Annotated in this window: 26 protein-coding genes and 1 pseudogene; 20 read left to right on the forward strand and 7 right to left on the reverse strand. The window is 60.7% G+C overall.

Annotated elements, in window-relative coordinates; genetic code table 11:
• Nucleotides 1-177: 177 nt before the first annotated feature.
• On the forward strand, nt 178-540 hold the full coding sequence (locus tag AC1DVE_RS01080; RefSeq protein WP_150724895.1) for a cupin domain-containing protein: 363 nt from the start codon (nt 178-180) through the stop codon (nt 538-540).
• Nucleotides 541-714: 174 nt separating this feature from the next.
• Nucleotides 715-933 (forward strand): peptidase inhibitor, encoded by a 219-nt coding sequence (locus AC1DVE_RS01085; RefSeq protein ID WP_150753847.1) that lies wholly within the window; start codon nt 715-717, stop codon nt 931-933.
• Between the two features lie 95 nt (nt 934-1,028).
• Here the strand turns inward: AC1DVE_RS01085 and rpmG are convergent, their stop codons facing one another.
• Both rpmG and rpmB read right to left on the reverse strand, forming a co-directional pair.
• A complete protein-coding gene (gene rpmG / locus AC1DVE_RS01090) occupies nt 1,029-1,184 on the reverse strand; it encodes a 50S ribosomal protein L33 (protein WP_003177274.1) in 156 nt (51 codons plus the stop codon).
• A gap of 11 nt (nt 1,185-1,195) precedes the next feature.
• Nucleotides 1,196-1,429 carry a 50S ribosomal protein L28 gene (gene rpmB / locus AC1DVE_RS01095; protein WP_007975166.1) on the reverse strand — a complete coding sequence of 78 codons (234 nt, stop codon included), beginning with the start codon at nt 1,427-1,429 and terminating at the stop codon, nt 1,196-1,198.
• A 446-nt stretch (nt 1,430-1,875) separates the two neighbouring features.
• On the opposite strand from rpmB, the gene AC1DVE_RS01100 reads away from it, so the two are divergent.
• Nucleotides 1,876-3,462 carry an ABC transporter substrate-binding protein gene (locus tag AC1DVE_RS01100; RefSeq protein WP_223455314.1) on the forward strand — a complete coding sequence of 529 codons (1,587 nt, stop codon included), beginning with the start codon at nt 1,876-1,878 and terminating at the stop codon, nt 3,460-3,462.
• 148 nt (nt 3,463-3,610) lie between these two features.
• Here the strand turns inward: AC1DVE_RS01100 and radC are convergent, their stop codons facing one another.
• Entirely contained in the window at nt 3,611-4,285 is a 675-nt protein-coding gene (gene radC / locus AC1DVE_RS01105) for a RadC family protein (protein WP_477783669.1), read from the reverse strand.
• A gap of 135 nt (nt 4,286-4,420) precedes the next feature.
• Between radC and coaBC the strand changes: the two genes are divergently transcribed.
• The 4 genes and pseudogenes from coaBC (at nt 4,421) to argB (ending at nt 8,647) form a co-directional block, all read left to right on the forward strand.
• Nucleotides 4,421-5,629: a bifunctional phosphopantothenoylcysteine decarboxylase/phosphopantothenate--cysteine ligase CoaBC gene (coaBC, locus tag AC1DVE_RS01110; RefSeq protein ID WP_007989564.1), complete on the forward strand. Its 1,209-nt coding sequence runs from the start codon at nt 4,421-4,423 to the stop codon at nt 5,627-5,629.
• A 5-nt stretch (nt 5,630-5,634) separates the two neighbouring features.
• On the forward strand, nt 5,635-6,090 hold the full coding sequence (gene dut / locus AC1DVE_RS01115; protein WP_007975171.1) for a dUTP diphosphatase: 456 nt from the start codon (nt 5,635-5,637) through the stop codon (nt 6,088-6,090).
• A gap of 230 nt (nt 6,091-6,320) precedes the next feature.
• Nucleotides 6,321-7,724, forward strand: a pseudogene (locus AC1DVE_RS01120) (phosphomannomutase/phosphoglucomutase); the annotation flags it as partial.
• A gap of 17 nt (nt 7,725-7,741) precedes the next feature.
• Entirely contained in the window at nt 7,742-8,647 is a 906-nt protein-coding gene (gene argB / locus AC1DVE_RS01125) for an acetylglutamate kinase (protein ID WP_008047078.1), read from the forward strand.
• Nucleotides 8,648-8,852: 205 nt separating this feature from the next.
• Here the strand turns inward: argB and pyrE are convergent, their stop codons facing one another.
• Complete coding sequence (gene pyrE, locus AC1DVE_RS01130; protein WP_011336558.1) at nt 8,853-9,497, reverse strand: orotate phosphoribosyltransferase; 645 nt, start codon at nt 9,495-9,497, stop codon at nt 8,853-8,855.
• Nucleotides 9,498-9,579: 82 nt separating this feature from the next.
• Here pyrE and AC1DVE_RS01135 point away from each other — a divergent pair, with 82 nt between their 5' ends.
• Entirely contained in the window at nt 9,580-10,359 is a 780-nt protein-coding gene (locus AC1DVE_RS01135) for an exodeoxyribonuclease III (protein ID WP_003229491.1), read from the forward strand.
• A gap of 177 nt (nt 10,360-10,536) precedes the next feature.
• On the opposite strand, the gene AC1DVE_RS01140 is transcribed toward AC1DVE_RS01135, so the two are convergent.
• Together AC1DVE_RS01140 and rph are read right to left on the reverse strand one after the other, a co-directional pair.
• Nucleotides 10,537-10,905, reverse strand: a complete 369-nt coding sequence (locus AC1DVE_RS01140) for a DUF4870 domain-containing protein (protein ID WP_223455310.1) — start codon at nt 10,903-10,905, stop codon at nt 10,537-10,539.
• A gap of 28 nt (nt 10,906-10,933) precedes the next feature.
• Nucleotides 10,934-11,656 (reverse strand): ribonuclease PH, encoded by a 723-nt coding sequence (gene rph, locus AC1DVE_RS01145; protein ID WP_007989575.1) that lies wholly within the window; start codon nt 11,654-11,656, stop codon nt 10,934-10,936.
• Nucleotides 11,657-11,924: 268 nt separating this feature from the next.
• On the opposite strand from rph, the gene AC1DVE_RS01150 reads away from it, so the two are divergent.
• From AC1DVE_RS01150 to AC1DVE_RS01175, 6 genes are all read left to right on the forward strand, one after another.
• Nucleotides 11,925-12,788 carry a YicC/YloC family endoribonuclease gene (locus tag AC1DVE_RS01150; protein ID WP_008047081.1) on the forward strand — a complete coding sequence of 288 codons (864 nt, stop codon included), beginning with the start codon at nt 11,925-11,927 and terminating at the stop codon, nt 12,786-12,788.
• A 12-nt stretch (nt 12,789-12,800) separates the two neighbouring features.
• On the forward strand, nt 12,801-13,421 hold the full coding sequence (gmk, locus tag AC1DVE_RS01155) for a guanylate kinase (RefSeq protein ID WP_046038947.1): 621 nt from the start codon (nt 12,801-12,803) through the stop codon (nt 13,419-13,421).
• Between the two features lie 167 nt (nt 13,422-13,588).
• On the forward strand, nt 13,589-13,852 hold the full coding sequence (gene rpoZ, locus AC1DVE_RS01160) for a DNA-directed RNA polymerase subunit omega (RefSeq protein WP_007921129.1): 264 nt from the start codon (nt 13,589-13,591) through the stop codon (nt 13,850-13,852).
• A 57-nt stretch (nt 13,853-13,909) separates the two neighbouring features.
• The gene (gene spoT, locus AC1DVE_RS01165; protein WP_223455308.1) at nt 13,910-16,015 is read left to right on the forward strand and encodes a bifunctional GTP diphosphokinase/guanosine-3',5'-bis pyrophosphate 3'-pyrophosphohydrolase; all 2,106 of its coding nucleotides are present in this window, start codon (nt 13,910-13,912) and stop codon (nt 16,013-16,015) included.
• A gap of 24 nt (nt 16,016-16,039) precedes the next feature.
• A complete protein-coding gene (locus AC1DVE_RS01170; protein ID WP_003229509.1) occupies nt 16,040-16,420 on the forward strand; it encodes a RidA family protein in 381 nt (126 codons plus the stop codon).
• Nucleotides 16,421-16,488: 68 nt separating this feature from the next.
• On the forward strand, nt 16,489-17,229 hold the full coding sequence (locus AC1DVE_RS01175; protein WP_223455306.1) for a hypothetical protein: 741 nt from the start codon (nt 16,489-16,491) through the stop codon (nt 17,227-17,229).
• A 143-nt stretch (nt 17,230-17,372) separates the two neighbouring features.
• Here AC1DVE_RS01175 and AC1DVE_RS01180 read toward each other — a convergent pair whose 3' ends face one another.
• Complete coding sequence (locus tag AC1DVE_RS01180; protein ID WP_223455304.1) at nt 17,373-18,230, reverse strand: SDR family oxidoreductase; 858 nt, start codon at nt 18,228-18,230, stop codon at nt 17,373-17,375.
• Nucleotides 18,231-18,418: 188 nt separating this feature from the next.
• On the opposite strand from AC1DVE_RS01180, the gene exbB reads away from it, so the two are divergent.
• From exbB to AC1DVE_RS01210, 6 genes are all read left to right on the forward strand, one after another.
• Nucleotides 18,419-19,390, forward strand: a complete 972-nt coding sequence (gene exbB, locus AC1DVE_RS01185; RefSeq protein ID WP_223455302.1) for a tonB-system energizer ExbB — start codon at nt 18,419-18,421, stop codon at nt 19,388-19,390.
• Nucleotides 19,391-19,396: 6 nt separating this feature from the next.
• Nucleotides 19,397-19,825 carry a TonB system transport protein ExbD gene (gene exbD, locus AC1DVE_RS01190; RefSeq protein ID WP_007975187.1) on the forward strand — a complete coding sequence of 143 codons (429 nt, stop codon included), beginning with the start codon at nt 19,397-19,399 and terminating at the stop codon, nt 19,823-19,825.
• On the forward strand, nt 19,822-20,571 hold the full coding sequence (locus AC1DVE_RS01195) for an energy transducer TonB family protein (RefSeq protein WP_046038935.1): 750 nt from the start codon (nt 19,822-19,824) through the stop codon (nt 20,569-20,571). Before exbD ends, AC1DVE_RS01195 begins: the two co-directional genes overlap by 4 nt.
• A gap of 262 nt (nt 20,572-20,833) precedes the next feature.
• Nucleotides 20,834-21,763, forward strand: a complete 930-nt coding sequence (locus tag AC1DVE_RS01200) for a hydrogen peroxide-inducible genes activator (protein ID WP_008000272.1) — start codon at nt 20,834-20,836, stop codon at nt 21,761-21,763.
• 9 nt (nt 21,764-21,772) lie between these two features.
• Nucleotides 21,773-23,848: an ATP-dependent DNA helicase RecG gene (recG, locus tag AC1DVE_RS01205; RefSeq protein ID WP_223455300.1), complete on the forward strand. Its 2,076-nt coding sequence runs from the start codon at nt 21,773-21,775 to the stop codon at nt 23,846-23,848.
• 78 nt (nt 23,849-23,926) lie between these two features.
• The gene (locus tag AC1DVE_RS01210; protein WP_223455298.1) at nt 23,927-25,330 is read left to right on the forward strand and encodes an aminoacyl-tRNA deacylase and HDOD domain-containing protein; all 1,404 of its coding nucleotides are present in this window, start codon (nt 23,927-23,929) and stop codon (nt 25,328-25,330) included.
• Nucleotides 25,331-25,425 lie beyond the last annotated feature (95 nt).

The following is a 25,425-nucleotide window of genomic DNA, read 5'->3' on the forward strand; positions in this document are numbered from 1 at the left end:
ATTCTGCCCGGCCAGCCTGCTTTTCGGCCCAAGGCATCCACCACCCTAAACCAGCCGCACATGAAGTTTCAATATATTTGACACAAGGCCGGCAAACGGCCTTGCGATGTTCATTTTAATAAACATAGACTTTGGCTTTAACAACCACTCGCACCGCAATGACGGGGGATTAGAACAATGAGCATCCAGAACATCGTCGACTTCAGCCAGGCCACTACCCAGCCCGAGCGCTATCGGCCAGACCCGGCGAAAGTCCTCAAGGGCGACCCGGAACAAGCAGTGTACAACCACTACAATAGCCCCTGCGGCCAGCTGAACGCAGGCGTGTGGGAAGGTGCCGTCGGCCAGTGGCTGGTGAACTTCACCGAGCATGAATACTGCGAAATCGTTCAGGGCGTTTCGGTGCTGCGCGACAACGACGGCAACAGCAAAACCGTGCGCGCTGGCGATCGCTTCGTAATCCCGGCCGGCTTCAAGGGCACCTGGGAAGTACTGGAGCCGTGCCGCAAGATCTACGTGGCGTTTGAACAGAAGGCTTGAACCCACATCGAAACAGTCGCTGACATTCTGCCGCTGGCCCAAGGCAGCGACACCGGGTAAGACTTGCTGACAGGTGCCACGTATTCGTATTTCATCGTCGGGACGGTAACGCACAGGACGTGCTGCCACCCGGCGACGTAGGCGCCCCAACCAACAGTCATGCAAGGAGGCAACATGCCAGTCTTACCCGATCAATGCGATCTCGCCATAGCCCAATACACCATCGGCCAGAAATGCACCCCGCAACTGCTTGAAGAAGTTCGTGCCCTGGCCAATGGCGCGCCAGTGCGAGCTACTGGACCGAAGTACCCTTCGAGCTGGGACCTGCGCCCACGACGCATCAACCTGCATACCAATGCCGACAGAATCATCGTCAGCATCAACTGCGGCTGATTCGTTTCGGCACTGACGAAACAACTTGATTCTCGCGCAACAAAAAAGGCCCGTATCTCGCGATACGGGCCTTTTTCGTAAGAGGGAAAAATCAATTACTTGATTTTGCCTTCTTTGTAGATCACGTGCTTGCGAACAACCGGATCATATTTCTTGATCTCGATTTTGTCCGGGGTAGTACGCTTGTTCTTGTCGGTAGTGTAGAAGTGACCAGTACCGGCGCTCGAAATCAAACGAATCAATTCACGCATGATTAGCTCCCTTAAACCTTGCCATCGCGGCGAAGTTCGGCCAGCACGACAGTGATGCCACGCTTGTCGATGATACGCATGCCTTTGGCAGATACGCGCAGACGCACAAAACGTTTCTCTTCTTCAACCCAGAAGCGGTGATGCTGCAGGTTCGGCAGGAAACGACGACGGGTTTTGTTGTTTGCGTGGGAAATGTTATTCCCGGTTACCGGACCCTTACCGGTAACTTGACATACTCTAGACATGCCTCAGCCCTCTAAAACCACATGCCCAACCCGGCATGGGTTGGCCGCTTAATCTCTCAGTCATTTGGCGCCAGGCGCCGCGTTTCTTTAGAGGTCTTACCGGCTACACCTACAGTGAAGGAACCGGGCCCCTAGAAAAGAGCGCTGCTTTATACCAGAAAGACTGGAGAGCAACAACATTCAGTGTGCGTAGAATTCACAAAAACCCCGTTTTCCGGGCTCCGAGTGCCTTGGACAAAGGCTATCGTTGATGGCGACCGCTCGTCGCAGAGAATCGCTCATCGAGCCAACCTGGGGTTTTGCTCAACCGCTGCACAGCAAAATCTGGCGCCTATAGTCCCCCCAAAATGAAAAAGGGGATAGTCATTTACAAAAGAGCCCACTAGGGTAAGCCTTTTCCAGACTGCACTTGCAGATGGGCCTTCGATCTGTAAAGGAAGCCGACCATGCGCCTTGCTGCCCTACCGCTGTTGCTCGCCCCGCTTCTGCTGAGTCCACAGGCCTTTGCCGCCGCCCTGAGCGTCTGCACCGAGGCCAGCCCTGAAGGGTTCGACGTGGTGCAGTACAACTCGCTGACCACCACCAATGCCTCGGCCGATGTGTTGATGAATCGCCTGGTGGACTTCGACACGGCCAGTGGCAAAGTGGTCGCCAGCCTCGCCGACAGTTGGGAAATCAGCCCCGACGGCCTGACCTACGTCTTCAAGTTGCACCCGCAGGTGAAATTCCATCGCACCGAGTACTTCACCCCAACGCGTGACCTGAATGCCGAAGACGTGATTTTCAGCTTCGACCGCATGCTCGACCCGGCCAATGCGTGGCACAAAGTCGCCCAGAGCGGCTTCCCGCATGCGCAATCGATGCAGTTGCCTGCATTGATCAAGAAGATCGACGCCCTCGATCCGCAGACCGTGCGCTTCACCCTCGACCACCCGGATTCGACCTTCCTGGCGACCCTGAGCATGGGTTTCGCCTCGATCTATTCGGCCGAATACGCCGACAAACTGATGAAGGCCGGCACGCCCGAGAAGCTCAACAGCCAGCCGATCGGCACCGGGCCGTTCGTGTTCACCCGCTTCCAGAAGGACGCCTCGGTTCGCTACAAAGCCAACCCCGAATACTTCGGTGGCAAGCCCTCTGTAGATCCGCTGATCTTCGCCATCACGCCGGACGCCAACGTGCGCCTGCAGAAATTGCGCCGTAACGAATGCCAGATCGCCCTGTCACCCAAGCCTCTGGACGTACAGGAAGCGCTGAAAGAGCCGACGCTGAAAGTCGAAAAGACTGACGCGTTCATGACCGCATTCGTCGGCATCAACAGTCAGCATCCGCCACTGGACAAGCCTGAAATCCGCCAGGCCATCAACCTTGCCTTCGACAAGGCCAACTATGTCAAAGCCGTGTTCGAAGACACTGCCGAGGCGGCCAACGGTCCGTATCCACCCAACACCTGGAGCTACGCGAAAGGCCTGCCGGGTTACCCTCACGACATCGCCAAGGCCAAAGCCTTGATGGCCAAGGCCGGACTCAAGGACGGCTTCCAGACCACCATCTGGACCCGCCCTTCCGGCAGCCTGCTTAACCCCAACCCAAGCCTTGGCGCTCAACTGCTTCAGTCTGACCTTGCGGAAATCGGCATTCAGGCTGAAATCCGCGTGATCGAATGGGGCGAACTGATCCGCCGCGCCAAGGCCGGTGAACACGACTTGCTGTTCATGGGCTGGGCCGGTGACAACGGTGACCCGGACAACTTCCTCACGCCGCAGTTTTCCTGCGCCGCGGTCAAGTCCGGTACCAACTTCGCCCGCTACTGCAACGCGGACCTGGACAAGCTGATCAGCGCCGGCAAGACCACCGGCGAGCAAGGTGTGCGCAGCAAGCTCTACGAACAGGCCCAGGCGCAGATCCAGCAGCAGGCGCTGTGGTTGCCCCTGGCCCACCCGACGGCTTTCGCGCTGACACGCAAGGATGTCGAGGGGTACTCGGTCAGCCCGTTCGGGCGGCAGGATTATTCGAAGGTCAACTTCAAGTAACTCGCCTCAACACAAAACCTTGTGGGAGCGGGCTTGCTCGCGAAGAGGGAGTGTCAGTCGCCATCAATGCTGACTGATACACCGCTTTCGTCGGAACGCCGCCCGGAGCAAGCCCGCTCCCACATGGGTTTCGCTAACTTCACAGCCCCTACATCCACCCATACTCCGCCATCGACAGTGGATCGCCGTCTCCGATGATGAAATGGTCGAGCACCCGCACGTCAATCAACTCCAGCGCCTTTTGCAGGCGCTTGGTCAGCACCCGGTCGGACTGACTGGGGTCGGTGTTGCCCGAAGGATGGTTGTGGCAGAGGATCAATGCCGCTGCGTTGTTGGCCAAGGCGCGCTTGACCACCTCTCGCGGATGAACGCTGGTGTTGTCGATGGAGCCGCGGAACAGTGTCTCGAACGCCAGTACCTGATGCCTTGAGTCGAGAAACAAGCAACCAAACACCTCGTGTGGCTCGTGGCGCAGCATCGATTTCAGGTACTCGCGAACCGCGTGAGGATTCTCCAGTACCGATTTTTGGCACGCACGCTCGGCCAGATGACGCCTGCTCATTTCTTGCGCAGCCTGCAACTGTGCAAATTTCGCCGGCCCAAGTCCCAACTGCTTGCTGAACGTTTCCTGATCGGCCTCAAGCAGCAAACGCAGGCTGCCAAACTGACTCATCAGGTGTCGCGCCAAATCTACGGCGCTTTTACCTACCACGCCTGTACGTAAAAAGATCGCCAGCAACTCGGCGTCCGAAAGGCTTCCCGCGCCCTGTTCAAGCAACCTCTCCCGCGGCCGTTCCGCCGCCGGCCAATCGCGAATACTCATAGCACCTCCCTGTCTGTGGGCACCGCTGTTCCGTAGCGGTCGCTGTGATATCGTAGCCCATCTTTTTTGCGGGCGAATTCATCCTGGGGAGGGGGTTTCGCCACGTATGTCACCAACGAATTGAAAGGCAGGCCTATGCAGCGGCTGTATCGGAAACGCATTGTTCTGGGCGTCGGCGGCGGTATCGCTGCCTACAAGAGCGCCGACCTGGTTCGCCGCCTGATCGATCAGGGCGCCGAAGTGCGCGTGGTCATGACTCGTGGCGGCGCAGAGTTCATCACCCCGCTGACCATGCAGGCCCTGTCCGGGCACCCGGTCCACCTGGACCTGCTGGACCCGGCGGCCGAAGCGGCCATGGGCCACATCGAACTGGCCAAATGGGCCGATCTGGTGCTGATCGCTCCCGGCACCGCGGACCTGATCGCCCGCCTAGCCCAAGGCATTGCCAATGACCTGCTGACCACGCTGGTGCTGGCCACCGACGCAGTGGTCGCCGTTGCACCGGCAATGAACCAGGCGATGTGGCGCGATCCGGCGACCCAGGCCAACCTGCAAACCCTAGAAAGTCGCGACATCAAGGTCTTCGGCCCGGCCTCCGGCAGCCAGGCCTGCGGCGACGTCGGCCTGGGGCGCATGCTCGAAGCCCTTGAACTGGCCCAGTGCGCCGCCGACTGCTTTCAGCGTCAGGCGCTGACCGGCAAGCACGTACTGATCACCGCCGGCCCGACCCAGGAAAACATCGACCCGGTGCGCTACATCACCAACCACAGCTCCGGGAAAATGGGCTTTGCCCTGGCTGAAGCCGCCGTGGAAGCCGGTGCCCGCGTAACCCTGATCACCGGTCCCGTGCACCTGCCGACTCCGGATCGTGTCACCCGCATCGACGTGGTCAGCGCCCGTGACATGCTCGCCGCGTGTGAAGCGGCGATCCCTTGCGACCTGTTCATCGCCTCGGCAGCAGTCGCGGACTACCGCCCGGAAGTCGTTGCCCCACAGAAACTCAAGAAAGATCCTACGAACGGCGACGGCCTGTTACTACAGATGGTGCGTAACCCGGACATCCTGGCCACTATCGCCACCCGCCCCGACCGCCCGTTCAGTGTCGGTTTCGCCGCCGAGACCGAACACCTGCTCGATTACGCCGCACGCAAGTTGAAAGACAAGAACCTCGATCTGATCGTCGCCAACGACGTCGCCAACCCGAGCATTGGCTTCAACAGCGAAGAAAACGCCTGCAGCGTCATCGACCGCGAGCTTCACGCCACACTTTTCGCCCAGACCAGCAAGAGCAAGATTGCTCGCCAGCTGATCACTTTTATCGCCGAACGTCTGAACCAGGTTTAATTTACATGCACGCTTTGCAAGCCAAGATCCTCGACCCCCGCATCGGTACCGAATTCCCGCTGCCGCAATACGCCACACCGGGCTCCGCCGGCCTCGACCTGCGCGCCATGCTGGAACAGGACACCGTGATCAAGCCGGGTGAAACCGTGCTGATCCCCACCGGCCTGTCGGTCTATATCGGTGACCCGAACCTGGCGGCGCTGATTCTACCGCGCTCGGGAATGGGCCATAAGCACGGCATCGTGCTGGGCAACCTGGTGGGGCTGATCGACTCCGACTACCAAGGCCCATTGATGGTCTCCTGCTGGAACCGTGGCCAGACCGAATTCACCATGCCGGTCGGCGAGCGTCTGGCACAACTGGTGCTGGTGCCGGTGGTGCAGGCTCACTTCGAGATGGTTGAAGAGTTTGTTGAAACCGAACGCGGCACTGGCGGTTTCGGCCATACCGGTACCCGTTGATTCGATAGAGATCCATTGTGGCGAGGGAGCTCGCCACAAAATTCAAATTGTCATCTTCAAGGTTTAGCTCCGAAAATCAAGGCATTGCCCGATCAAACCCTTGCCGTCAGGGGTGTCATGGCCCTTTCATACCACGAACTCTCTGTGGAAAACGCCGTCATACCCTACAGTTTGAACCTGCCACCGAATGATTCGGTGGTTTGTCCAGCCACTTCCGAAATGGAGCATTTCCGCAGATGAGCACCCCGGCCAAAATCGCACCAAAATTCCCCGACAGCATCTTCCGCGCCTACGACATTCGCGGCACCGTCCCGGAATTCCTGAACGCTGAAACCGCATACTGGATCGGCCGCGCCATCGGCTCCCAGAGCCTGGCCCAGGGCGAACCGAACGTGTCCGTCGGTCGTGACGGCCGCTTGTCCGGCCCGGAACTGGTCGCGCAACTGATCAAAGGCATCGCCGACAGCGGCTGCCACGTCAGTGATGTAGGCCTGGTCCCGACTCCGGCGCTCTACTACGCCGCCAACGTATTGGCCGGCAAATCCGGCGTTATGCTCACCGGCAGCCACAACCCGTCGAACTACAACGGCTTCAAGATCGTCATTGCCGGCGACACCCTGGCCAACGAACAGATCCAGGCTCTGCACGACCGCCTCAAGACCAACGACCTGAGCAGCGGCCAGGGCAGCATCACCCAGGTCGAGATCCTCGACCGCTACACCACCGAAATCGTCCAGGACATCAAGCTGGCCCGGCGCCTGAAAGTGGTCGTCGACTGCGGCAACGGTGCGGCTGGCGTGATCGCCCCACAACTGATCGAAGCGCTGAACTGCGAAGTCATCCCGCTGTTCTGCGAGGTGGACGGCAACTTCCCGAACCACCACCCGGACCCGGGCAAGCCTGAAAACCTCGTAGACCTGATCAACAAGGTCAAGGAAACCAAGGCCGATATCGGCCTGGCCTTCGATGGCGATGGCGACCGCGTCGGCGTGGTGACCAACACCGGCAGCATCGTCTACCCGGACCGCCTGCTGATGCTGTTCGCCCGCGACGTCGTGGCGCGCAACCCGGGCGCCGAGATCATTTTCGACGTCAAATGCACCCGCCGCCTGTTTCCGCTGATCAAGGAATACGGCGGCCGGTCGTTAATGTGGAAGACCGGTCACTCGCTGATCAAAAAGAAAATGAAACAATCCGGCGCCCTGCTGGCTGGCGAAATGAGCGGGCACATCTTCTTCAAGGAGCGCTGGTTCGGTTTCGACGACGGCATCTACAGCGCCGCACGCTTGCTGGAGATCCTCAGCAAGGAAAAATCCTCGGCCGAAGAGCTGTTCGCGACCTTCCCGAACGATATTTCTACGCCGGAAATCAATATCCATGTGACCGAAGAGAGCAAATTCAGCATCATTGATGCATTGCACGATGCGCAGTGGGGCGAAGGCGCCGACCTGACCACCATTGACGGCGTGCGAGTCGACTATGCCAAAGGCTGGGGCCTGGTACGCGCATCCAACACCACACCGGTGCTGGTGCTGCGTTTCGAGGCCGATGACGAGGCTGAACTGCAACGCATCAAGGATGTGTTCCGCATCCAGCTCAATCGTGTTGCACCTGATCTCCAACTACCGTTCTGATTCACCCGGAGCCCTGAATGACCCTCGAACGCGAAGCCGCCGCCAACACCGCCAAGGTCCTGTCCGAAGCGCTGCCTTACATCCGCCGTTATGTCGGCAAGACACTGGTGATCAAATACGGCGGCAACGCGATGGAAAGCGAGGAGCTGAAAACCGGCTTCGCCCGCGACATCGTGCTGATGAAGGCCGTGGGCATCAACCCGGTGGTGGTTCACGGTGGCGGCCCGCAAATCGGTGACCTGCTCAAGCGCCTGTCGATCGAGAGCCATTTCGTCGACGGCATGCGCGTCACCGACGCCGCGACCATGGACGTGGTGGAAATGGTCCTCGGCGGCCAGGTCAACAAGGACATCGTCAACCTGATCAACCGTCATGGCGGCAGCGCCATCGGCCTGACCGGTAAAGACGCCGAGCTGATTCGCGCGAAGAAGCTCACCGTTACCCGTCAGACGCCGGAAATGACCACCCCGGAAATCATCGACATCGGCCATGTGGGCGAAGTGGTCGGGATCAACACCGACCTGCTGAACCTGCTGGTCAAAGGCGATTTTATTCCGGTGATCGCGCCCATCGGCGTCGGCGCCAACGGCGAGTCGTACAACATCAACGCTGACCTGGTGGCCGGTAAAGTCGCCGAAGCGTTGAAAGCCGAGAAGCTGATGCTGCTGACCAACATCGCCGGCCTGATGGACAAGTCGGGCACGGTCCTGACCGGCCTGACAACCCAGCAAGTCGACGACCTGATCGCCGACGGCACCATCTACGGCGGCATGCTGCCGAAGATCCGTTGCGCACTGGAAGCGGTCCAGGGCGGCGTGGGCAGCTCGCTGATCATCGACGGTCGCGTGCCGAACGCGATCCTGCTGGAAATCTTCACCGATACCGGCGTGGGCACCCTGATCAGCAATCGCAAGCGTCCCTAAGCGATCGCGCAAACAAAAAGACCCCGCTCGGCCTGGCTGAGCGGGGTCTTTTTTTGCACCGTTTTCCCTATGGAAAGCTGCTTTTTTGTGGCGAGGGAGCTTGCTCCCGCTTGAGTGCGCAGCACTCACAACATTCTTGGGTCTGCTACGCAGCCCAGCGGGAGCAAGCTCCCTCGCCACACAAGCTCCCTATAGGGAATAACGATTAAACGCCGAATTGCGCGCGGTACGCTTCCACGGCTGGCAAGTGCTGCTTGAGCTGCGGATCGTCCGCGAGGAATTCCAGCACCTGGTTCAGCGAAACGATGCTGATCACCGGGATGCCGAAGTCACGCTCGACTTCCTGGATCGCCGACAACTCGCCATTGCCACGCTCCTGACGGTTCAGGGCGATCAGCACGCCGGCTGCCTTGGCGCCGTCCTGGGAAGCGATGATCTGCATCACCTCACGGATTGCGGTGCCGGCGGTGATCACGTCGTCGATGATCAGAACGTCGCCGGTCAGCGGTGCTCCAACGAGGCTGCCGCCTTCGCCGTGGGCCTTGGCTTCCTTGCGGTTGAAGCACCACGGCAGGTCACGGTTGTGATGCTCGGCCAGGGCCACGGCAGTGGTCGCCGCCAAAGGGATGCCTTTGTAGGCCGGGCCAAACAGCACGTCGAAGGGAATGCCGCTTTCGGCGATAGCTGCGGCGTAGAAACGCCCCAGTTGCGCCAGGGCCGAACCCGAGTTGAACAAGCCGGCATTGAAGAAGTAAGGACTGGTACGCCCGGACTTCAGGGTGAACTCACCGAAGCGCAAAACGCCGCGATCGATGGCAAAACGGATGAAATCGCGCTGATACGCCTGCATGAAAAAAACCCCAAATACCACGGATTTAGCTAATTAGCTTGACGCCGTGTATCATACACGCACGCGATTTTTGGGGCCATTTATGCGGATCATCAGTGTGAACGTCAATGGTATTCAGGCTGCAGTCGAGCGTGGTTTGCTCAGTTGGCTGCAAGCACAGAATGCCGACGTCATCTGCCTGCAGGACACCCGTGCCTCCGCCTTTGAACTGGATGACCCAGCCTTCCAACTGGATGGCTACTTCCTTTATGCCTGCGATGCTGAAGTCCCTGCCCAAGGCGGCGTGGCTTTGTATTCGCGGTTGCAACCGAAGGCTGTCATCAGCGGTCTCGGTTTCGAGACGGCCGACCGCTACGGGCGCTACCTGCAAGCAGATTTCGACAAAGTGAGTATTGCCACCTTGCTGCTTCCTTCGGGGATGAACGGCGATGAGGACTTGAACCAGAAGTTCAAGCTCATGGACGACTTCGGCAAGTACCTGGATAAACAGCGACGCAAGCGTCGTGAGTACATTTATTGCGGCTCGCTGTACGTGGCGCAACAGAAGCTGGATATCAAGAACTGGCGCGACAGCCAGCAATCTCCGGGCTTCCTGGCACCTGAACGTGCCTGGATGGACGAGATTGTCGGCAACATGGGTTATGTCGACGCCCTGCGTGAAGTCAGCCGTGAAGGCGACCAGTACAGCTGGTGGCCGGACAACGAACAGGCGGAGATGCTCAACCTCGGTTGGCGCTTCGACTATCAACTGCTGACCCCGGGCCTGCGCCGCTTCGTACGCAGTGCACGCCTGCCACGCCAGCCGCGGTTCTCGCAACACGCTCCGCTGATCGTGGACTACGACTGGACGCTGACCATTTAAGCGTCGTTTCGCAGACACAAAAAAGCCGACAGCAATGTCGGCTTTTTTGTGGGCGCAGATTCTTGCTCTTTGTGGGAGCGAGCTTGCTCGCGATAGCGGTCTTTCAGTCACATCAATGCTGAATGTGTGAGCCTCATCGCGAGCAGGCTCGCTCCTACAGGGGATCTTCGTTGATCGTTATTTGATCAACCGCCAGGTGAACGGATACCGATAAGGCTGCCCCTCATTAGCCTTCACCCCGGCAATGATCGTCAGCACCAGCGCACCGATCGCGATCAGGCCAAACAGGAAGAACCCGATAATCACCACCATCAGCAAGAAGCAGATAGCCGAGGCAATGGCGACGGTGATCTGGAAGTTCAGTGCTTCCTTGCCCTGGGCATCGATGAACGGGTCCATCTCGCGCTTCATCTGCCAGAGAATCAGCGGGCCGATGATCGTGCCAAACGGAATCCAGATCCCCAGCAAGGCGGACAAGTGGCAAAACATCGCCCACTGACGCACCTCTTGGCTCGGCGAGGGCAGTGGCAGTTGCTCGTCACTCATGGCGTCCTCCTTGTCTGGAGCAGTCCGGTCAGTCGGCCAATGCGGCCTTTTGCAATTCGAAGATCTCGTTCATGCCTTTCTTCGCCAGTTCAAGCATGGCGTTCAGCTCTTCAGGCTGGAACGGCGCGCCTTCGGCAGTGCCCTGGACTTCGATGAAACCGCCAGCGCTGGTCATCACCACGTTCAGGTCAGTCTCGGCGGCCGAGTCTTCCAGGTAATCGAGGTCGAGCACAGGCTCACCCTTGTACATGCCCACGGAAACCGCAGCGATCATCTGCTTGACCGGGTCGCCGCCCTTCAGGCCACCACGCTTCTTGATGACTTTCAAGGCATCGATCAGTGCAACCATGGAGCCGGTGATCGACGCCGTGCGGGTGCCGCCATCGGCCTGGATCACGTCGCAGTCGACGTACAGGGTGACGTCACCCAACTTGGACATGTCCAGCGCAGCGCGCAGGGAACGACCGATCAGACGCTGGATTTCCAGGGTGCGGCCGCCTTGCTTGCCACGGCTGGCTTCACGCTGGTTACGCTCGCCGGTAGCGCGCGGCAGCATGCCGTACTCGGCGGTCAGCCAACCCTGGCCCTGGCCTTTCAGGAAACGCGGTACGCCCGGTTCAACGCTGACGGTGCAGATGACCTTGGTATCGCCGAACTCGACCAGCACAGAACCCTCGGCGTGTTTGGTGTAGTTGCGGGTGATGCGGATCGAGCGGAGCTGATCGGCAGCGCGACCACTTGGACGTATCATAGGGAGTACCTGTACTGGGGACGGAAAACTGCGGAGCATTATAGAGCCGACGGCCGCCACTGGGCACTTCTAAAAAAATCCGCCGACGACCGAGGGCTCTGCACCGCGCGTCGGTGCAGGCCTGCCGCTCTTTGTCACACCGTGTGTTTGGGCGCATCCGCGTCACTGCGCTACAATCCTGCGCCTTTGCTGCCAGTCGGCTTTAATTCATTGATATCGGATTCCCGGAACCTCGGTTCTGTGCCGATCTGCCTTGCGAGGTACCTCCATGGTGCACAGCATGACCGCCTTCGCCCGCGTCGAGAAAGCCGGCGTCCAGGGCACCCTGAGCTGGGAACTGCGGTCGGTCAACAGCCGCTACCTGGAACCCCACCTGCGCCTGCCGGAATCCTTCCGCGACCTCGAGGGCGCTGTTCGTGAAGCCCTGCGCCAGGGAGTATCCCGGGGCAAGCTCGAATGCACCCTGCGCTTCACCGAAGAAAACACCGGCAAAGCACTGCAAATCGATCAGGAGCGCGCCGCGCAACTGGTCGCCGCCGCCGAGACCATCGCCAGCCTGATCAAGAACCCGGCAGCGCTGAACCCGCTGGAAGTCCTGGCCTGGCCCGGCGTACTGGTAGGCGACGCCACTGACCCGCAAGCCTTGAACGCCGAAGCGCTGGCACTGTTCAATCAGGGCCTCAAGGAACTGAAGGCCGGCCGCGAGCGCGAAGGCGCGGAGCTGGCGCGGCTGATCAACGAGCGCCTGAGCTCCATCGAAGAAGACGTGGTGACCTTGCGCGAACTGGTCCCGCAAATGCTCGCCACCCAGCGCCAGAAAGTCCTCGACCGCTTCGCCGACATGAAGGCCGAGATGGATCCGCAGCGCCTGGAGCAGGAAATGGTCATGCTCGCGCAAAAAAGCGACGTCGCCGAAGAACTGGATCGCCTGAGCACTCACATCATCGAAGTTCGCCGGGTGCTCAAATCCGGCGGTGCCGCCGGTCGGCGCCTGGACTTCCTGATGCAGGAACTCAACCGCGAAGCCAACACACTGGGCTCCAAAGCCTTCGACCCGCGCAGCACCCAGGCTGCGGTCAACCTCAAGGTGTTGATCGAGCAGATGCGCGAACAAGTGCAGAATATTGAGTAAGGCTACCCCGACATGACACACAGCACCGGCACCCTGTACATCATTTCCGCCCCTTCGGGCGCGGGCAAGAGCAGTCTGGTCAAGGCCCTGACCGACGCCAATCCGGAGATCCGCGTCTCGGTCTCCCACACCACCCGCGCCATGCGCCCCGGTGAAGTGAATGGCGTGAACTATCACTTCGTCGACCGCAGCGAGTTCGTGAAGATGATCGAACACGGGGATTTCCTCGAGCGCGCCGAAGTGTTCGGCAATCTCTACGGCACTTCGCAAAGCCACCTGCAGCAGACCCTGGACGAAGGCCACGACCTGATTCTGGAAATCGACTGGCAAGGTGCCGAGCAAGTGCGCAAGCTGATGCCTCAGGCCCGCTCGATCTTCATTCTGCCGCCGTCATTGCAGGCCCTGCACCAGCGCCTGACCAATCGCGGCCAGGACAGTGACGAAGTCATTGACGGCCGGATGCGCGAAGCCGTCAGCGAAATGAGCCACTACGTCGACTACGACTACCTGATCATCAACGACGATTTCGCCCACGCGCTGCACGACCTGAAGGCGATTTTCCGCGCCAATCAGCTGATTCAGAAGCGTCAGCAGCAGCGTCACGGCAAATTGCTGGCTGAATTGCTCGGTTAATCAGCTCTTCCCAAAACCGCTGCAAGGGCTTTACATTGGTACTTGCAGCGCGTTGAAGGGCTTGGTCAAAAAATCAGCGCTTCCCTAAACGCTGGTGATTTTTTAAACTGTTGAGTCCGCTCGCCCATCCGGGCAGCGCGCATATTGCATTTGCTACGAGGAAGACCATGGCCCGCGTAACCGTTGAAGACTGCCTAGAACACGTGGATAACCGCTTTGAGCTGGTCATGCTCTCTACCAAGCGTGCCCGTCAACTGGCCACCGGCGGCAAAGAGCCGAAAGTAGCATGGGAAAACGACAAGCCTACCGTTGTCGCCCTGCGTGAAATCGCTGAAGGCCTGATCGACTACGCAGCTATCGCCGAAGCCGAAATCGTTGAAGATGAACCGCTTTTTGCTGCATTCGAGGACGAGTCCAACGAGGCCGTCTAAGCCTATGCCTGGTCGACGTAGCACGGCGCGGGATAAAAGCTTACGGCAGGAGACATCATGCCGAGCATAGACGCCCTCGCCGATCGCTTATCGACCTACCTCGGCAAGGACCAGGTCAATCTGGTCCGCCGAGCGTATTTCTACGCCGAACAAGCCCACGACGGCCAACGCCGCCGTAGCGGCGAGGCGTACGTCACGCACCCACTCGCGGTTGCGAATATTCTTGCCGACATGCACATGGACCATCAGAGTCTGATGGCTGCGATGCTGCATGACGTGATCGAAGACACCGGTATTGCCAAGGAAGCGCTGCAAGCGCAGTTCGGCGAAACTGTGGCCGAACTGGTCGACGGGGTCAGCAAACTGACCCAGATGAACTTCGAGACCAAGGCCGAGGCGCAAGCCGAAAACTTCCAGAAAATGGCCATGGCCATGGCCCGCGACATTCGCGTGATCCTGGTCAAGCTGGCCGATCGCCTGCACAACATGCGCACGCTGGAAGTGCTGTCCGGCGAAAAACGCCGGCGCATCGCCAAGGAAACCCTGGAAATCTATGCGCCCATCGCTAACCGGCTGGGCATGCACGCCATCCGCATAGAGTTCGAAGACCTCGGTTTCAAGGCCATGCACCCGATGCGTTCCGCGCGGATCTACCAGGCGGTCAAACGCGCCCGGGGCAACCGCAAGGAAATCGTCAACAAGATCGAAGAATCCTTAAGCCACTGCCTGGCCATCGATGGCATCCAGGGCGAGGTCAGCGGTCGCCAGAAACACCTCTACGGCATCTACACGAAAATGCGCGGCAAGCGTCGGGCCTTCAACGAGATCATGGACGTCTATGCGTTCCGGATCATCGTCGACAAGGTCGATACCTGCTACCGCGTGCTGGGTGCTGTACATAACTTATATAAACCATTGCCGGGGCGCTTCAAGGATTACATCGCGATCCCCAAGGCCAACGGCTATCAGTCGCTGCACACCACGCTGTTCGGCATGCACGGTGTTCCGATCGAGATCCAGATCCGCACCCGTGAAATGGAAGAGATGGCCAACAATGGCATCGCCGCCCATTGGCTGTACAAATCCAGCGATGACGAGCAGCCGAAAGGCACCCATGCCCGAGCCCGCCAGTGGGTCAAGGGCGTGCTGGAAATGCAGCAACGCGCCGGCAATTCGCTGGAATTCATCGAAAGCGTGAAGATCGACCTGTTCCCGGACGAGGTCTACGTGTTCACGCCCAAAGGCCGGATCATGGAACTGCCCAAGGGCTCCACGGCGGTCGACTTCGCCTACGCGGTACACACCGACGTGGGCAATAGCTGCATCGCCTGCCGGATCAATCGTCGTCTCGCGCCGCTGTCCGAACCGCTGCAAAGCGGCTCCACGGTCGAGATTGTCAGCGCCCCTGGCGCGCGGCCGAACCCGGCCTGGCTCAACTTCGTGGTCACCGGCAAGGCGCGCACGCACATCCGCCATGCCCTGAAACTGCAACGTCGCTCCGAATCCATCAGCCTGGGCGAGCGCCTGCTGAACAAGGTCCTCAATGGTTTCGACAGCTCGCTGGAGAAAATCCCGGCCGAGCGCGTCAAGGCCATGCTCGTCGAGTACCGCCTCGAACTGATCGAGGATTTGCTGGAAGACATAGGCCTGGGTAATCGCATGGCCTATGTGGTGGCCCGCCGGTTGCTGGGCGAAGGCGAACAGTTGCCAAGTCCGGAAGGCCCACTGGCGATTCGCGGCACCGAAGGCCTGGTGCTCAGCTACGCCAAGTGTTGCACGCCGATCCCGGGCGACCCGATTGTCGGCCACTTGTCCGCCGGCAAAGGCATGGTCGTGCACCTGGACAACTGCCGCAATATCAGCGAAATCCGCCACAACCCGGAAAAATGCATCCAGCTCTCGTGGGCCAAGGATGTCACCGGCGAATTCAACGTTGAGCTGCGCGTCGAGCTGGAGCACCAGCGCGGCCTTATCGCCCTGCTGGCCAGCAGCGTCAACGCCGCCGACGGTAACATCGAGAAAATCAGCATGGACGAACGCGATGGTCGCATCAGCGTGGTCCAGTTGGTGGTCAGCGTGCACGACCGCGTGCACCTGGCCCGCGTGATCAAGAAACTGCGCGCCTTGACCGGGGTGACTCGCATCACCCGCATGCGCGCCTAAGCCCCTAATTACAAGGAGTCCTACATGACCAAGACTGTTATCACCAGCGACAAGGCCCCGGCCGCCATCGGTACTTACTCCCAGGCGATCAAGGCTGGCAACACCGTTTACATGTCGGGTCAGATTCCCCTGGACCCAAAAACCATGGAACTGGTTGAAGGCTTCGAAGCCCAGACCGTCCAGGTGTTCGAGAACCTCAAGGCCGTGGCTGAAGCCGCTGGCGGTTCGTTCAAGGACATCGTCAAGCTGAACATCTTCCTCACCGACCTGAGCCACTTCGCCAAGGTCAACGAGATCATGGGCAAGTACTTCGACCAGCCTTACCCTGCCCGCGCCGCCATCGGCGTAGCAGCCCTGCCAAAGGGTTCGCAGGTTGAAATGGATGCCATCCTGGTCATCGAGTAATGCGTGCGGCGCAGCCTCGGGCTGCGCCGACTGCTCTGCTGTAAAGAATGCTTGAAAGGATTCCACCCATGCGCAACGCGCTTGCTCTCTCGCTGCTCGCCCTGTTCCTGGGCGGATGTGCCAGCAACCCTGCCGACCGTGACATCAGCGGCACCTGGATCAACCAGGTGGCGATCGATGCTGCCGCCAAAGGCGTCCCCCTGCGTGAAGCGCTCCAGGCCTATGGCCCGAACCTGGAATGGGACATCAACACCAAGGCCGGTCAGGCCCGCTACACCAACGGTTTTGAAAATGTCGACGGCAAGCTGCTGGGTGAAGAATCCGGCGCCTGGAAAGTCGACTTTTATGGCAGCTCGGCCAGTGAGCTGCAGCGTGACGGCAAGCAACTGAGCCAGTCCGCCAGCGACAATGAGCCTGAGCAAGTCTTCGACCGCGTACAGATCCAGGTACCGGATGGCGCACCGATAGGTGCCAGCTTCGAACGTGCGCTGTATTCAGCCTACATGGGCGGCGGCTGGACAATCGTCAACGGCCCAGGCGAAGGCAATACGGTTCAATTCCAGGCCGACGGCCAGGTGACCGGCCTGCCAGGCAGCGACCGCTATGCGTTGTGCCTGGCCGGTGATTGCGCATCCATGAGCGGCGGCAATGACAACATGTGGCTGCAACTCAATGGCCAAGGCAACGCCTGGATCTTTGCGCGCAAGGGCAAGGAGCTGGAGATTTTCCAGACCGTGAACACGGCTCAGGCGGACGAGATGCCCTCGTTCACCCCGGGTGAGCGCAAGTGGTTGCTGGAAAAGCAGTAAGCAACGCATTACCCCCTGTGGGAGCGGGCTTGCTCGCGAAAGCGGTATAACAGCCAACAGAGATGTTGAATGTTACGACCCCTTCGTGAGCAAGTCGAATCGTCGCACCGCCGCTCCCACATTTGGTTTACTGTGACTGAAAGTCAGCCGCGCCCTTCAATGATCGCCGCATACCCCTCGCGAAAACTCGGATACTTCGGCGTCCAGCCCAACGCCTTGGCCCGCGCATTACTACAGCGCTTGCTGCCAGTGCGTCGCACGCTATCGTCGTCAGCCCATTCGGTCACACCCAGATACTCACGCAACCAGCCCACCACATCGGCCAGCGCTGCCGGCGCATCGTCTACGCCGATGTAGACATCATCCAGCGCCACGCCACGCCGATCCGCCTCAAGCAGGCACGCGATCAACCCAGCGGCATCGTCGGCATGAATCCGATTGGCATACAACGGTGGCTCGACCGCCACGCGATAACCCCGGCGCACCTGGGTCAGCAGCCATTCACGGCCGGGGCCGTAAATGCCGGTCAAGCGCAGGATGCTGGCCGGAATGCCGCTTTTGAGGGCAAGTTGCTCGGCTTCGAGCATCACACGCCCGGAATAGCCCGCCGCCACGGCCGGTGAAGACTCGTCGACCCATTCGCCATTCTGTTGACCGTAAACACTGCTACTGGAAACGAACAATAGGCGATTGGGCATCTGCCCGTAGTCGTTCAGCCATTCCAGCACATGCTCCAGGCCCTGGACATACGCAGCGCGGTAGCCGGCTTCGTCGTGATCGGTGGCCGCCGCGCAATACACCAGGTAATCCACGGCGCCGATTGGCCAGGTAGCCGGGCAGTCTTTGTTGAACAGGTCACCGGCAACACCGATGACGCCCTTGGGCAGGCGTGAAACGTCGCGTCGCAGGCCATGGACCTCCCACCCCGCCGCCAGCAATTGTGTGGCCAGGCGGCTGCCGACATCACCGCAGCCGGCGATCAAAACAGTAGGCGCAGACATCAGAAAACTCCCATCGGAAAGCCACAGACTAGCGCCGGCAATAGACAAGCGGCTAGCAATGCAGGAAAAAAAGAGACGCTATTACTTTTGTTAACAAGAATTAATTGCAATAATGCCTCCCCACTTTTGTTCTCGGCCTTCGAGGCCTGGAAGAACATCACCCGTTTTTTCTCTCAGGTCCGGCCAGCATGACACGCAATCAATTCTCCGCTTCGCCAACCAAACGACCTCGCGCCTGGAGCGCGGTGGCCGCCCTGCTCCTCAGCCTGATGCTCGCGCCAGTCGCCGCTTTCGCCGATGCCCAGGCGCCAGCCACACCGGCCGCCACCGCGCCGGCTCCGGCCGATCACGCTGCCCCGGCCGTTGCTCCGGTTGCGACCGATCCTGCCCAGGCAGCACCGGCAGAAGCGCTGGGTGAAGACGTCCCTGAGGTCCTCGAAGCCGACAACACCCTGGGCATGGCCCATGACCTGTCGCCGTGGGGCATGTACAAGAATGCCGACATCATCGTGAAAATCGTGATGATCGGCCTGGCCATCGCCTCGATCATCACCTGGACCATCTGGATCGCCAAGGGTCTTGAGCTGATGGGCGCCAAGCGTCGTCTGCGCGGTGAAATCGCCCAACTGAAAAAGTCCGCCTCCCTCAAGGAAGCCAGCGCCACCGCCGCGAAGGAAGGCACCCTGGCCAACCTGCTGGTACATGACGCCCTTGAAGAGATGCGCCTGTCGGTCAACAGCCGCGAGAAAGAAGGCATCAAGGAACGCGTCAGCTTCCGTCTTGAGCGCCTGGTCGCGGCCTGCGGTCGCAACATGAGCAGCGGCACCGGCGTGCTGGCCACCATCGGCTCCACCGCGCCGTTCGTCGGCCTGTTCGGTACCGTGTGGGGCATCATGAACAGCTTCATCGGCATCGCCAAGACCCAGACCACCAACCTCGCCGTCGTGGCTCCGGGCATCGCCGAGGCCCTGCTGGCTACCGCGCTGGGCCTGGTTGCAGCGATCCCTGCGGTCGTGATCTACAACGTCTTTGCCCGCTCCATCGCCGGTTACAAGGCTCAGGTGTCCGACGCGTCGGCACAGGTCCTGCTGCTGGTCAGCCGCGACCTCGACCACCAGCCTGAGCGCAGCTCGCAACCGCACATGGTGAAAGTGGGGTAATCAGCCATGGGCCTGCATTTGAAAGAAGGGGCAGACGACGATCTGTCCGAAAACCACGAAATCAACGTAACGCCGTTCATCGACGTGATGTTGGTACTGTTGATCATCTTCATGGTGGCGGCCCCGCTGGCCACCGTGGACATCAAGGTCGACCTGCCCGCCTCGACCGCCAAGCCGGCGCCGCGGCCAGAGAAACCGGTGTTCCTCAGCGTCAAGGCTGACCAGCGACTGTTCCTCGGCGAAGACGAAGTGAAGGCCGAAGCACTCGGCGCCACCCTCGACGCCAGGACCCAGGGCAAGAAAGACACGACAATCTTCTTCCAGGCCGACAAAGGCGTGGATTACGGCGACCTGATGAGCGTGATGGACAACCTGCGTTCTGCCGGTTACCTGAAGGTAGGTCTGGTCGGGCTCGAGACGGCAGCCAAGAAATGATCACAACGCGCCATAAGCTGACGCGTTACAGCGGTAGCCTGGCTGTGGTGCTGGGTGTTCATGCGCTGGCCATCGCGCTGGCGCTGAACTGGTCCGCCCGTCCGCCCATCGAATTGCCCCCTCAGGCAATGATGGTCGAACTGGCACCGGTCCCTGCCCCGCCACCGCCTGCTCCGCCGAAGGTCGTCACCCCGCCGCAGCCACCGGCTCCGGTTGAAGAACTGCCGATACCCAAGCTCGCCGAAGCGCCGAAAGCTGAAATTGCCGTGCCCAAGCCGGTCAAACCCAAGCCGAAGCCGCAGCCGCCCAAGCCGGTAGAGAAGAAACCCGAGCCGCCGAAGGAAAAGCCGGCCGAAGAAAAACCGGCCGAAACCCAGCAGACTCAGGTACCGACGGAGAAATCCGCCCAGCCTGCGCCGGGTCCGTCGCCTGCTCAAATGGCGGCCAAGGCCAGTTGGCAAGGCACCTTGCTGGCGCATTTGCAGAAGTACAAGAAGTACCCGGCCAGTGCACAGGCGCGAGGCAAGGAAGGCATGAACCGTCTGCGTTTCGTCGTGGATGCCGAAGGCAATGTGTTGTCGTTTGAACTGGTAGGCGCCTCGGGCACTGCCGATCTGGACCGTGCCACCCTGGAAATGATCCGCCGCGCCCAACCGCTGCCCAAGCCACCGGCCGACATGCTGACCAATGGCTCCATCGAAATCGTTGCACCGTTTGTGTATTCGCTGGAGAAACGCCGCCGCTGATAACACCAGCCCCTGTAGGAGCGAGCCTGCTCGCGAAGAGACCGTCACATTCAACATCAATGTTGACTGGCACACCGCTTTCGCGAGCAGGCTCGCTCCTACAAGTTCGTAAATCCAGCCAAAAGGCACCGAAAGGTGCCTTTTGCATATCTGCCAGCGGCAATCCGGCATTGTCCGGTGTCACTCGACACACTCAGTCTGATAACGTGCGTCTATCGATTGCAGCCGGTATGCTTGGCCCGCAACTACATGGACGCTTGCTATGACCCTCACAGAATTACGCTACATCGTTACCCTCGCCCAAGAGCAGCACTTCGGCCACGCGGCCGAGCGCTGCCACGTCAGCCAGCCGACCCTGTCGGTGGGCGTGAAAAAGCTTGAAGACGAACTCGGTGTGCTGATTTTCGAGCGCAGCAAGAGCGCCGTGCGCCTGACGCCGGTCGGCGAAGGCATCGTGGCCCAGGCACAAAAGGTATTGGAACAGGCCCAGGGCATCCGCGAACTGGCCCAGGCCGGCAAGAACCAGCTGACCGCCCCACTCAAGGTCGGCGCGATCTACACCGTCGGGCCGTACCTGTTTCCGCACCTGATTCCACAACTGCACCGGGTCGCCCCGCAGATGCCGTTGTACATCGAAGAAAACTTCACCCACGTGCTGCGCGACAAACTGCGCAACGGCGAGCTCGACGCGATCATCATCGCCCTGCCATTCAATGAAGCCGACGTGCTGACCCTGCAACTCTACGACGAGCCATTCTACGTGCTGATGCCAGCGCAGCACCCGTGGACGCAAAAAGAATCCATCGACGCCAGCCTGCTCAACGACAAGAGCCTGCTGCTGCTCGGCGAAGGCCACTGCTTCCGCGATCAGGTACTGGAAGCCTGCCCGACCCTGACCAAGGGCAACGACGGCGCCAAGCACACCACGGTGGAATCCAGCTCCCTTGAAACCATTCGCCACATGGTCGCCTCGGGCCTGGGGATTTCGATCCTGCCGTTGTCGGCGGTCGACAGCCATCACTACGCCCCCGGCGTGATCGAAGTGCGCCCGTTGTCGGCACCCGTACCGTTCCGCACCGTGGCCATTGCCTGGCGCGCCAGCTTCCCGCGCCCGAAAGCGATTGAAATCCTCGCTGACTCCATTCGCCTGTGCTCGGTGGCCAAGCCAGCGACGCAAGTCGCTGCGGGCTAAGCAACGGTCATGAGCGAGTTGTCGCAAGTGTCGGTGACTGCACTCAAAGGTGTCGGTGAAGCCATGGCCGAGAAACTGGCCAAGGTCGGCCTGGAAAACCTCCAGGACGTGTTGTTTCACCTGCCGTTACGCTATCAGGATCGCACCCGTGTCGTGCCGATCGGCGCACTGCGGCCCGGGCAAGATGCGGTCATCGAAGGCACTGTCAGCGGTGCTGATGTGGTCATGGGCCGGCGGCGCAGCCTGGTGGTTCGGCTGCAGGATGGCACCGGTGGCTTAAGCCTGCGGTTCTACCATTTCAGCAACGCACAAAAGGAAGGCCTCAAACGCGGTACGCGGATTCGCTGCTACGGCGAGGCACGGCCCGGTGCTTCGGGGCTGGAGATCTACCACCCGGAATACCGCGCCATCACTGGCGACGAACCGCCGCCGGTGGATGAAACCCTGACCCCGGTTTACCCGCTTACCGAAGGCCTGACCCAACAGCGCTTGCGCCAGTTGTGCATGCAGACCCTCACCCTGCTCGGCCCCAGCAGCCTGCCCGACTGGCTGCCGAACGAACTGGCCCGCGACTACCAATTGGCGCCGCTGGCCGATGCGATCCGCTACCTGCACAACCCGCCCGCCGATGCCGACGTCGATGAACTGGCCCTCGGTCACCACTGGGCGCAGCACCGTCTGGCCTTCGAAGAACTGCTGACCCATCAACTGTCGCAACAACGCCTGCGCGAAAGCATGCGCTCCCTGCGTGCGCCAGCGATGCCCAAAGCCACGCAACTGCCGGCCAAGTACCTGGCCAACCTCGGCTTCAACCCAACCGGCGCCCAGCAACGGGTCGGCAACGAAATCGCCTATGACCTCAGCCAGCACGAACCGATGCTGCGGCTGATCCAGGGCGACGTCGGCGCCGGCAAAACCGTGGTCGCCGCCCTCGCTGCGCTGCAAGCGCTGGAGGCCGGTTATCAGGTTGCACTGATGGCCCCCACCGAGATTCTCGCCGAGCAGCACTTCATCACCTTCAAGCGCTGGCTCGAACCGCTGGGCATTGAAGTCGCGTGGCTGGCCGGCAAGCTCAAGGGCAAGAACCGCGTCGCCGCCCTGGAGCAAATCGCCAGCGGCACGCCGATGGTGGTCGGCACCCACGCGCTGTTCCAGGACGAAGTGCAATTCAAGAATCTGGCGCTGGTGATCATCGACGAACAGCACCGTTTCGGCGTACAGCAGCGTCTGGCCTTGCGGCAGAAAGGCGTTGGCGGGCGCATGTGCCCGCACCAGTTGATCATGACCGCCACGCCGATTCCGCGCACGCTGGCCATGAGCGCCTACGCCGACCTCGACACCTCGATCCTCGACGAACTGCCCCCCGGCCGAACCCCGGTCAACACCGTGCTGATCACCGACACTCGGCGGGTCGAAGTCATCGAACGGGTGCGCAGCGCTTGCGCCGAAGGGCGCCAGGCCTATTGGGTGTGCACGCTGATCGAAGAGTCGGAAGAGCTGACCTGCCAGGCCGCCGAAACCACCTTTGAGGACCTCACCGCCGCTCTCGGCGAATTGAAAGTCGGGCTGATCCACGGCCGCATGAAGCCTGTGGAAAAAGCCGCGGTGATGGCCGAATTCAAGGCCGGCAACCTGCAATTGCTGGTCGCGACCACGGTGATCGAAGTGGGCGTCGACGTACCCAACGCCAGCCTGATGATCATCGAGAACCCTGAACGCCTGGGTCTGGCGCAATTGCACCAGTTGCGTGGCCGCGTCGGCCGGGGCAGCGCCGTCAGCCACTGCGTGCTGCTCTACCATCCGCCGCTGTCGCAGATCGGCCGCCAGCGCCTGGGCATCATGCGCGAAACCAACGACGGTTTTGTCATCGCCGAAAAGGATCTGGAACTGCGCGGCCCCGGCGAAATGCTCGGCACCCGGCAGACAGGTTTGCTGCAATTCAAGGTCGCCGACCTGATGCGCGATGCCGATTTGCTGCCCGCCGTGCGGGATGCCGCCCAGGCATTGCTCGAGCGCTGGCCGACCCACGTCAGCCCGCTACTCGACCGCTGGCTGCGTCATGGCCAACAATACGGCCAAGTGTGACAACCGTCACGGTTTCTGAGGCGTGGCCCCAAGCAAGCTGGTTATACTCCTGCAATTGTTTTAGTCCGGATACAGACCATGACCGAAGTTGCCTTCGCACCCGACACCCCGCACGCTCCGTCGGTTATTCGGCTGATGCTGGGCAAGTTGGGCATTGCCTACGAAGAAGTGCTGGACCATCACGGCCTGAATGCCGCGCGCAAAGTGCAGGCCGTTCTGCTGGATGACAGCGTTGGCGTGCTGATGGTGCTGTTCCCGCAGAGCCAATTGCTGGACCTCAATCGCCTCACTGAACTCACCGGTCGCCGCCTCGCCGCCGTACCGACCGAACGCCTGACAAAAATGCTCGGCAAGCACAACCTCAGCTTGCTGCCGGGCCTGCCGGCGCTAACCAGTTCACCGTGCCTGTACGACGCAAGCCTGCTGCGCGAGCCGAAGTTGCTGATCAACTCCGGTGAGCCGGGCGTGCTACTGGAAATTTCCAGCGAAGACTTCAAGACGACCATACTGACCAAGGCCAGCGCCGCCAACTTCGGCGAAAACCTGACCAGCATCCGTCCGAACCTCAACCGCCCCGATGACGACCGCGAGGAAATCACCCAGGCCGTCCAGGCGTTCACCGCGCGGCGCATCCAGCAGCGTCTGGAAGCGACCATCGAAATTCCGCCGCTGGCCGAAACCGCGCAAAAAATCATCAAGCTGCGCGTCGACCCCAACGCCACCATCGACGACATCACCGGCGTGGTCGAAACCGACCCGGCGCTGGCCGCACAAGTCGTGAGCTGGGCGGCATCGCCCTACTACGCCTCGCCGGGCAAGATCCGCTCGGTGGAAGACGCCATCGTCCGGGTGCTGGGCTTCGATTTGGTGATCAACCTGGCACTGGGTCTGGCCCTGGGCAAAACCCTGAGCCTGCCCAAGGACCACCCGCAACACTCCACGCCGTACTGGCAGCAATCGATCTACACCGCCGCCGTCATCGAAGGCCTGACCCGCGCCATGCCGCGCGCCCAGCGCCCGGAAGCCGGCCTGACCTACCTGGCTGGCCTGCTGCACAACTTCGGTTACCTGCTGCTGGCCCACGTGTTCCCACCGCACTTCTCGCTGATCTGCCGCCACCTGGAGGTCAACCCGCACCTGTGCCACAGCTTCGTGGAACAACACCTGCTGGGCATCAGCCGCGAACAGATCGGCACATGGCTGATGCGCTACTGGGACATGCCTGAAGAGCTGGCCACCGCCCTGCGCTTCCAGCACGACCCGGCCTACGACGGCGCCTACGCCGAATACCCGAACCTGGTGTGCCTGTCGGTGCGCCTGCTGCGCAGCCGAGGCATCGGCTCCGGTCCCGACGAAGACATCCCCGACGCCCTGCTCGAACGCCTTGGCCTGAGCCGCGAAAAAGCCAACGACGTGGTCAGCAAAGTCCTCGAAGCCGAAGTGCTGCTGCGCGAACTCGCCTCGCAATTCACTCAAGGCTGAAAAGCAATCGCGAGCAGGCTCGCTCCCACAGGATTTAGGTGATCCCTGTGGGAGTGAGCCTGCTCGCGATGAATATCATTCGGTCTACCTGAAAG

Source organism: Pseudomonas sp. P4_B4 (assembly GCF_056402255.1).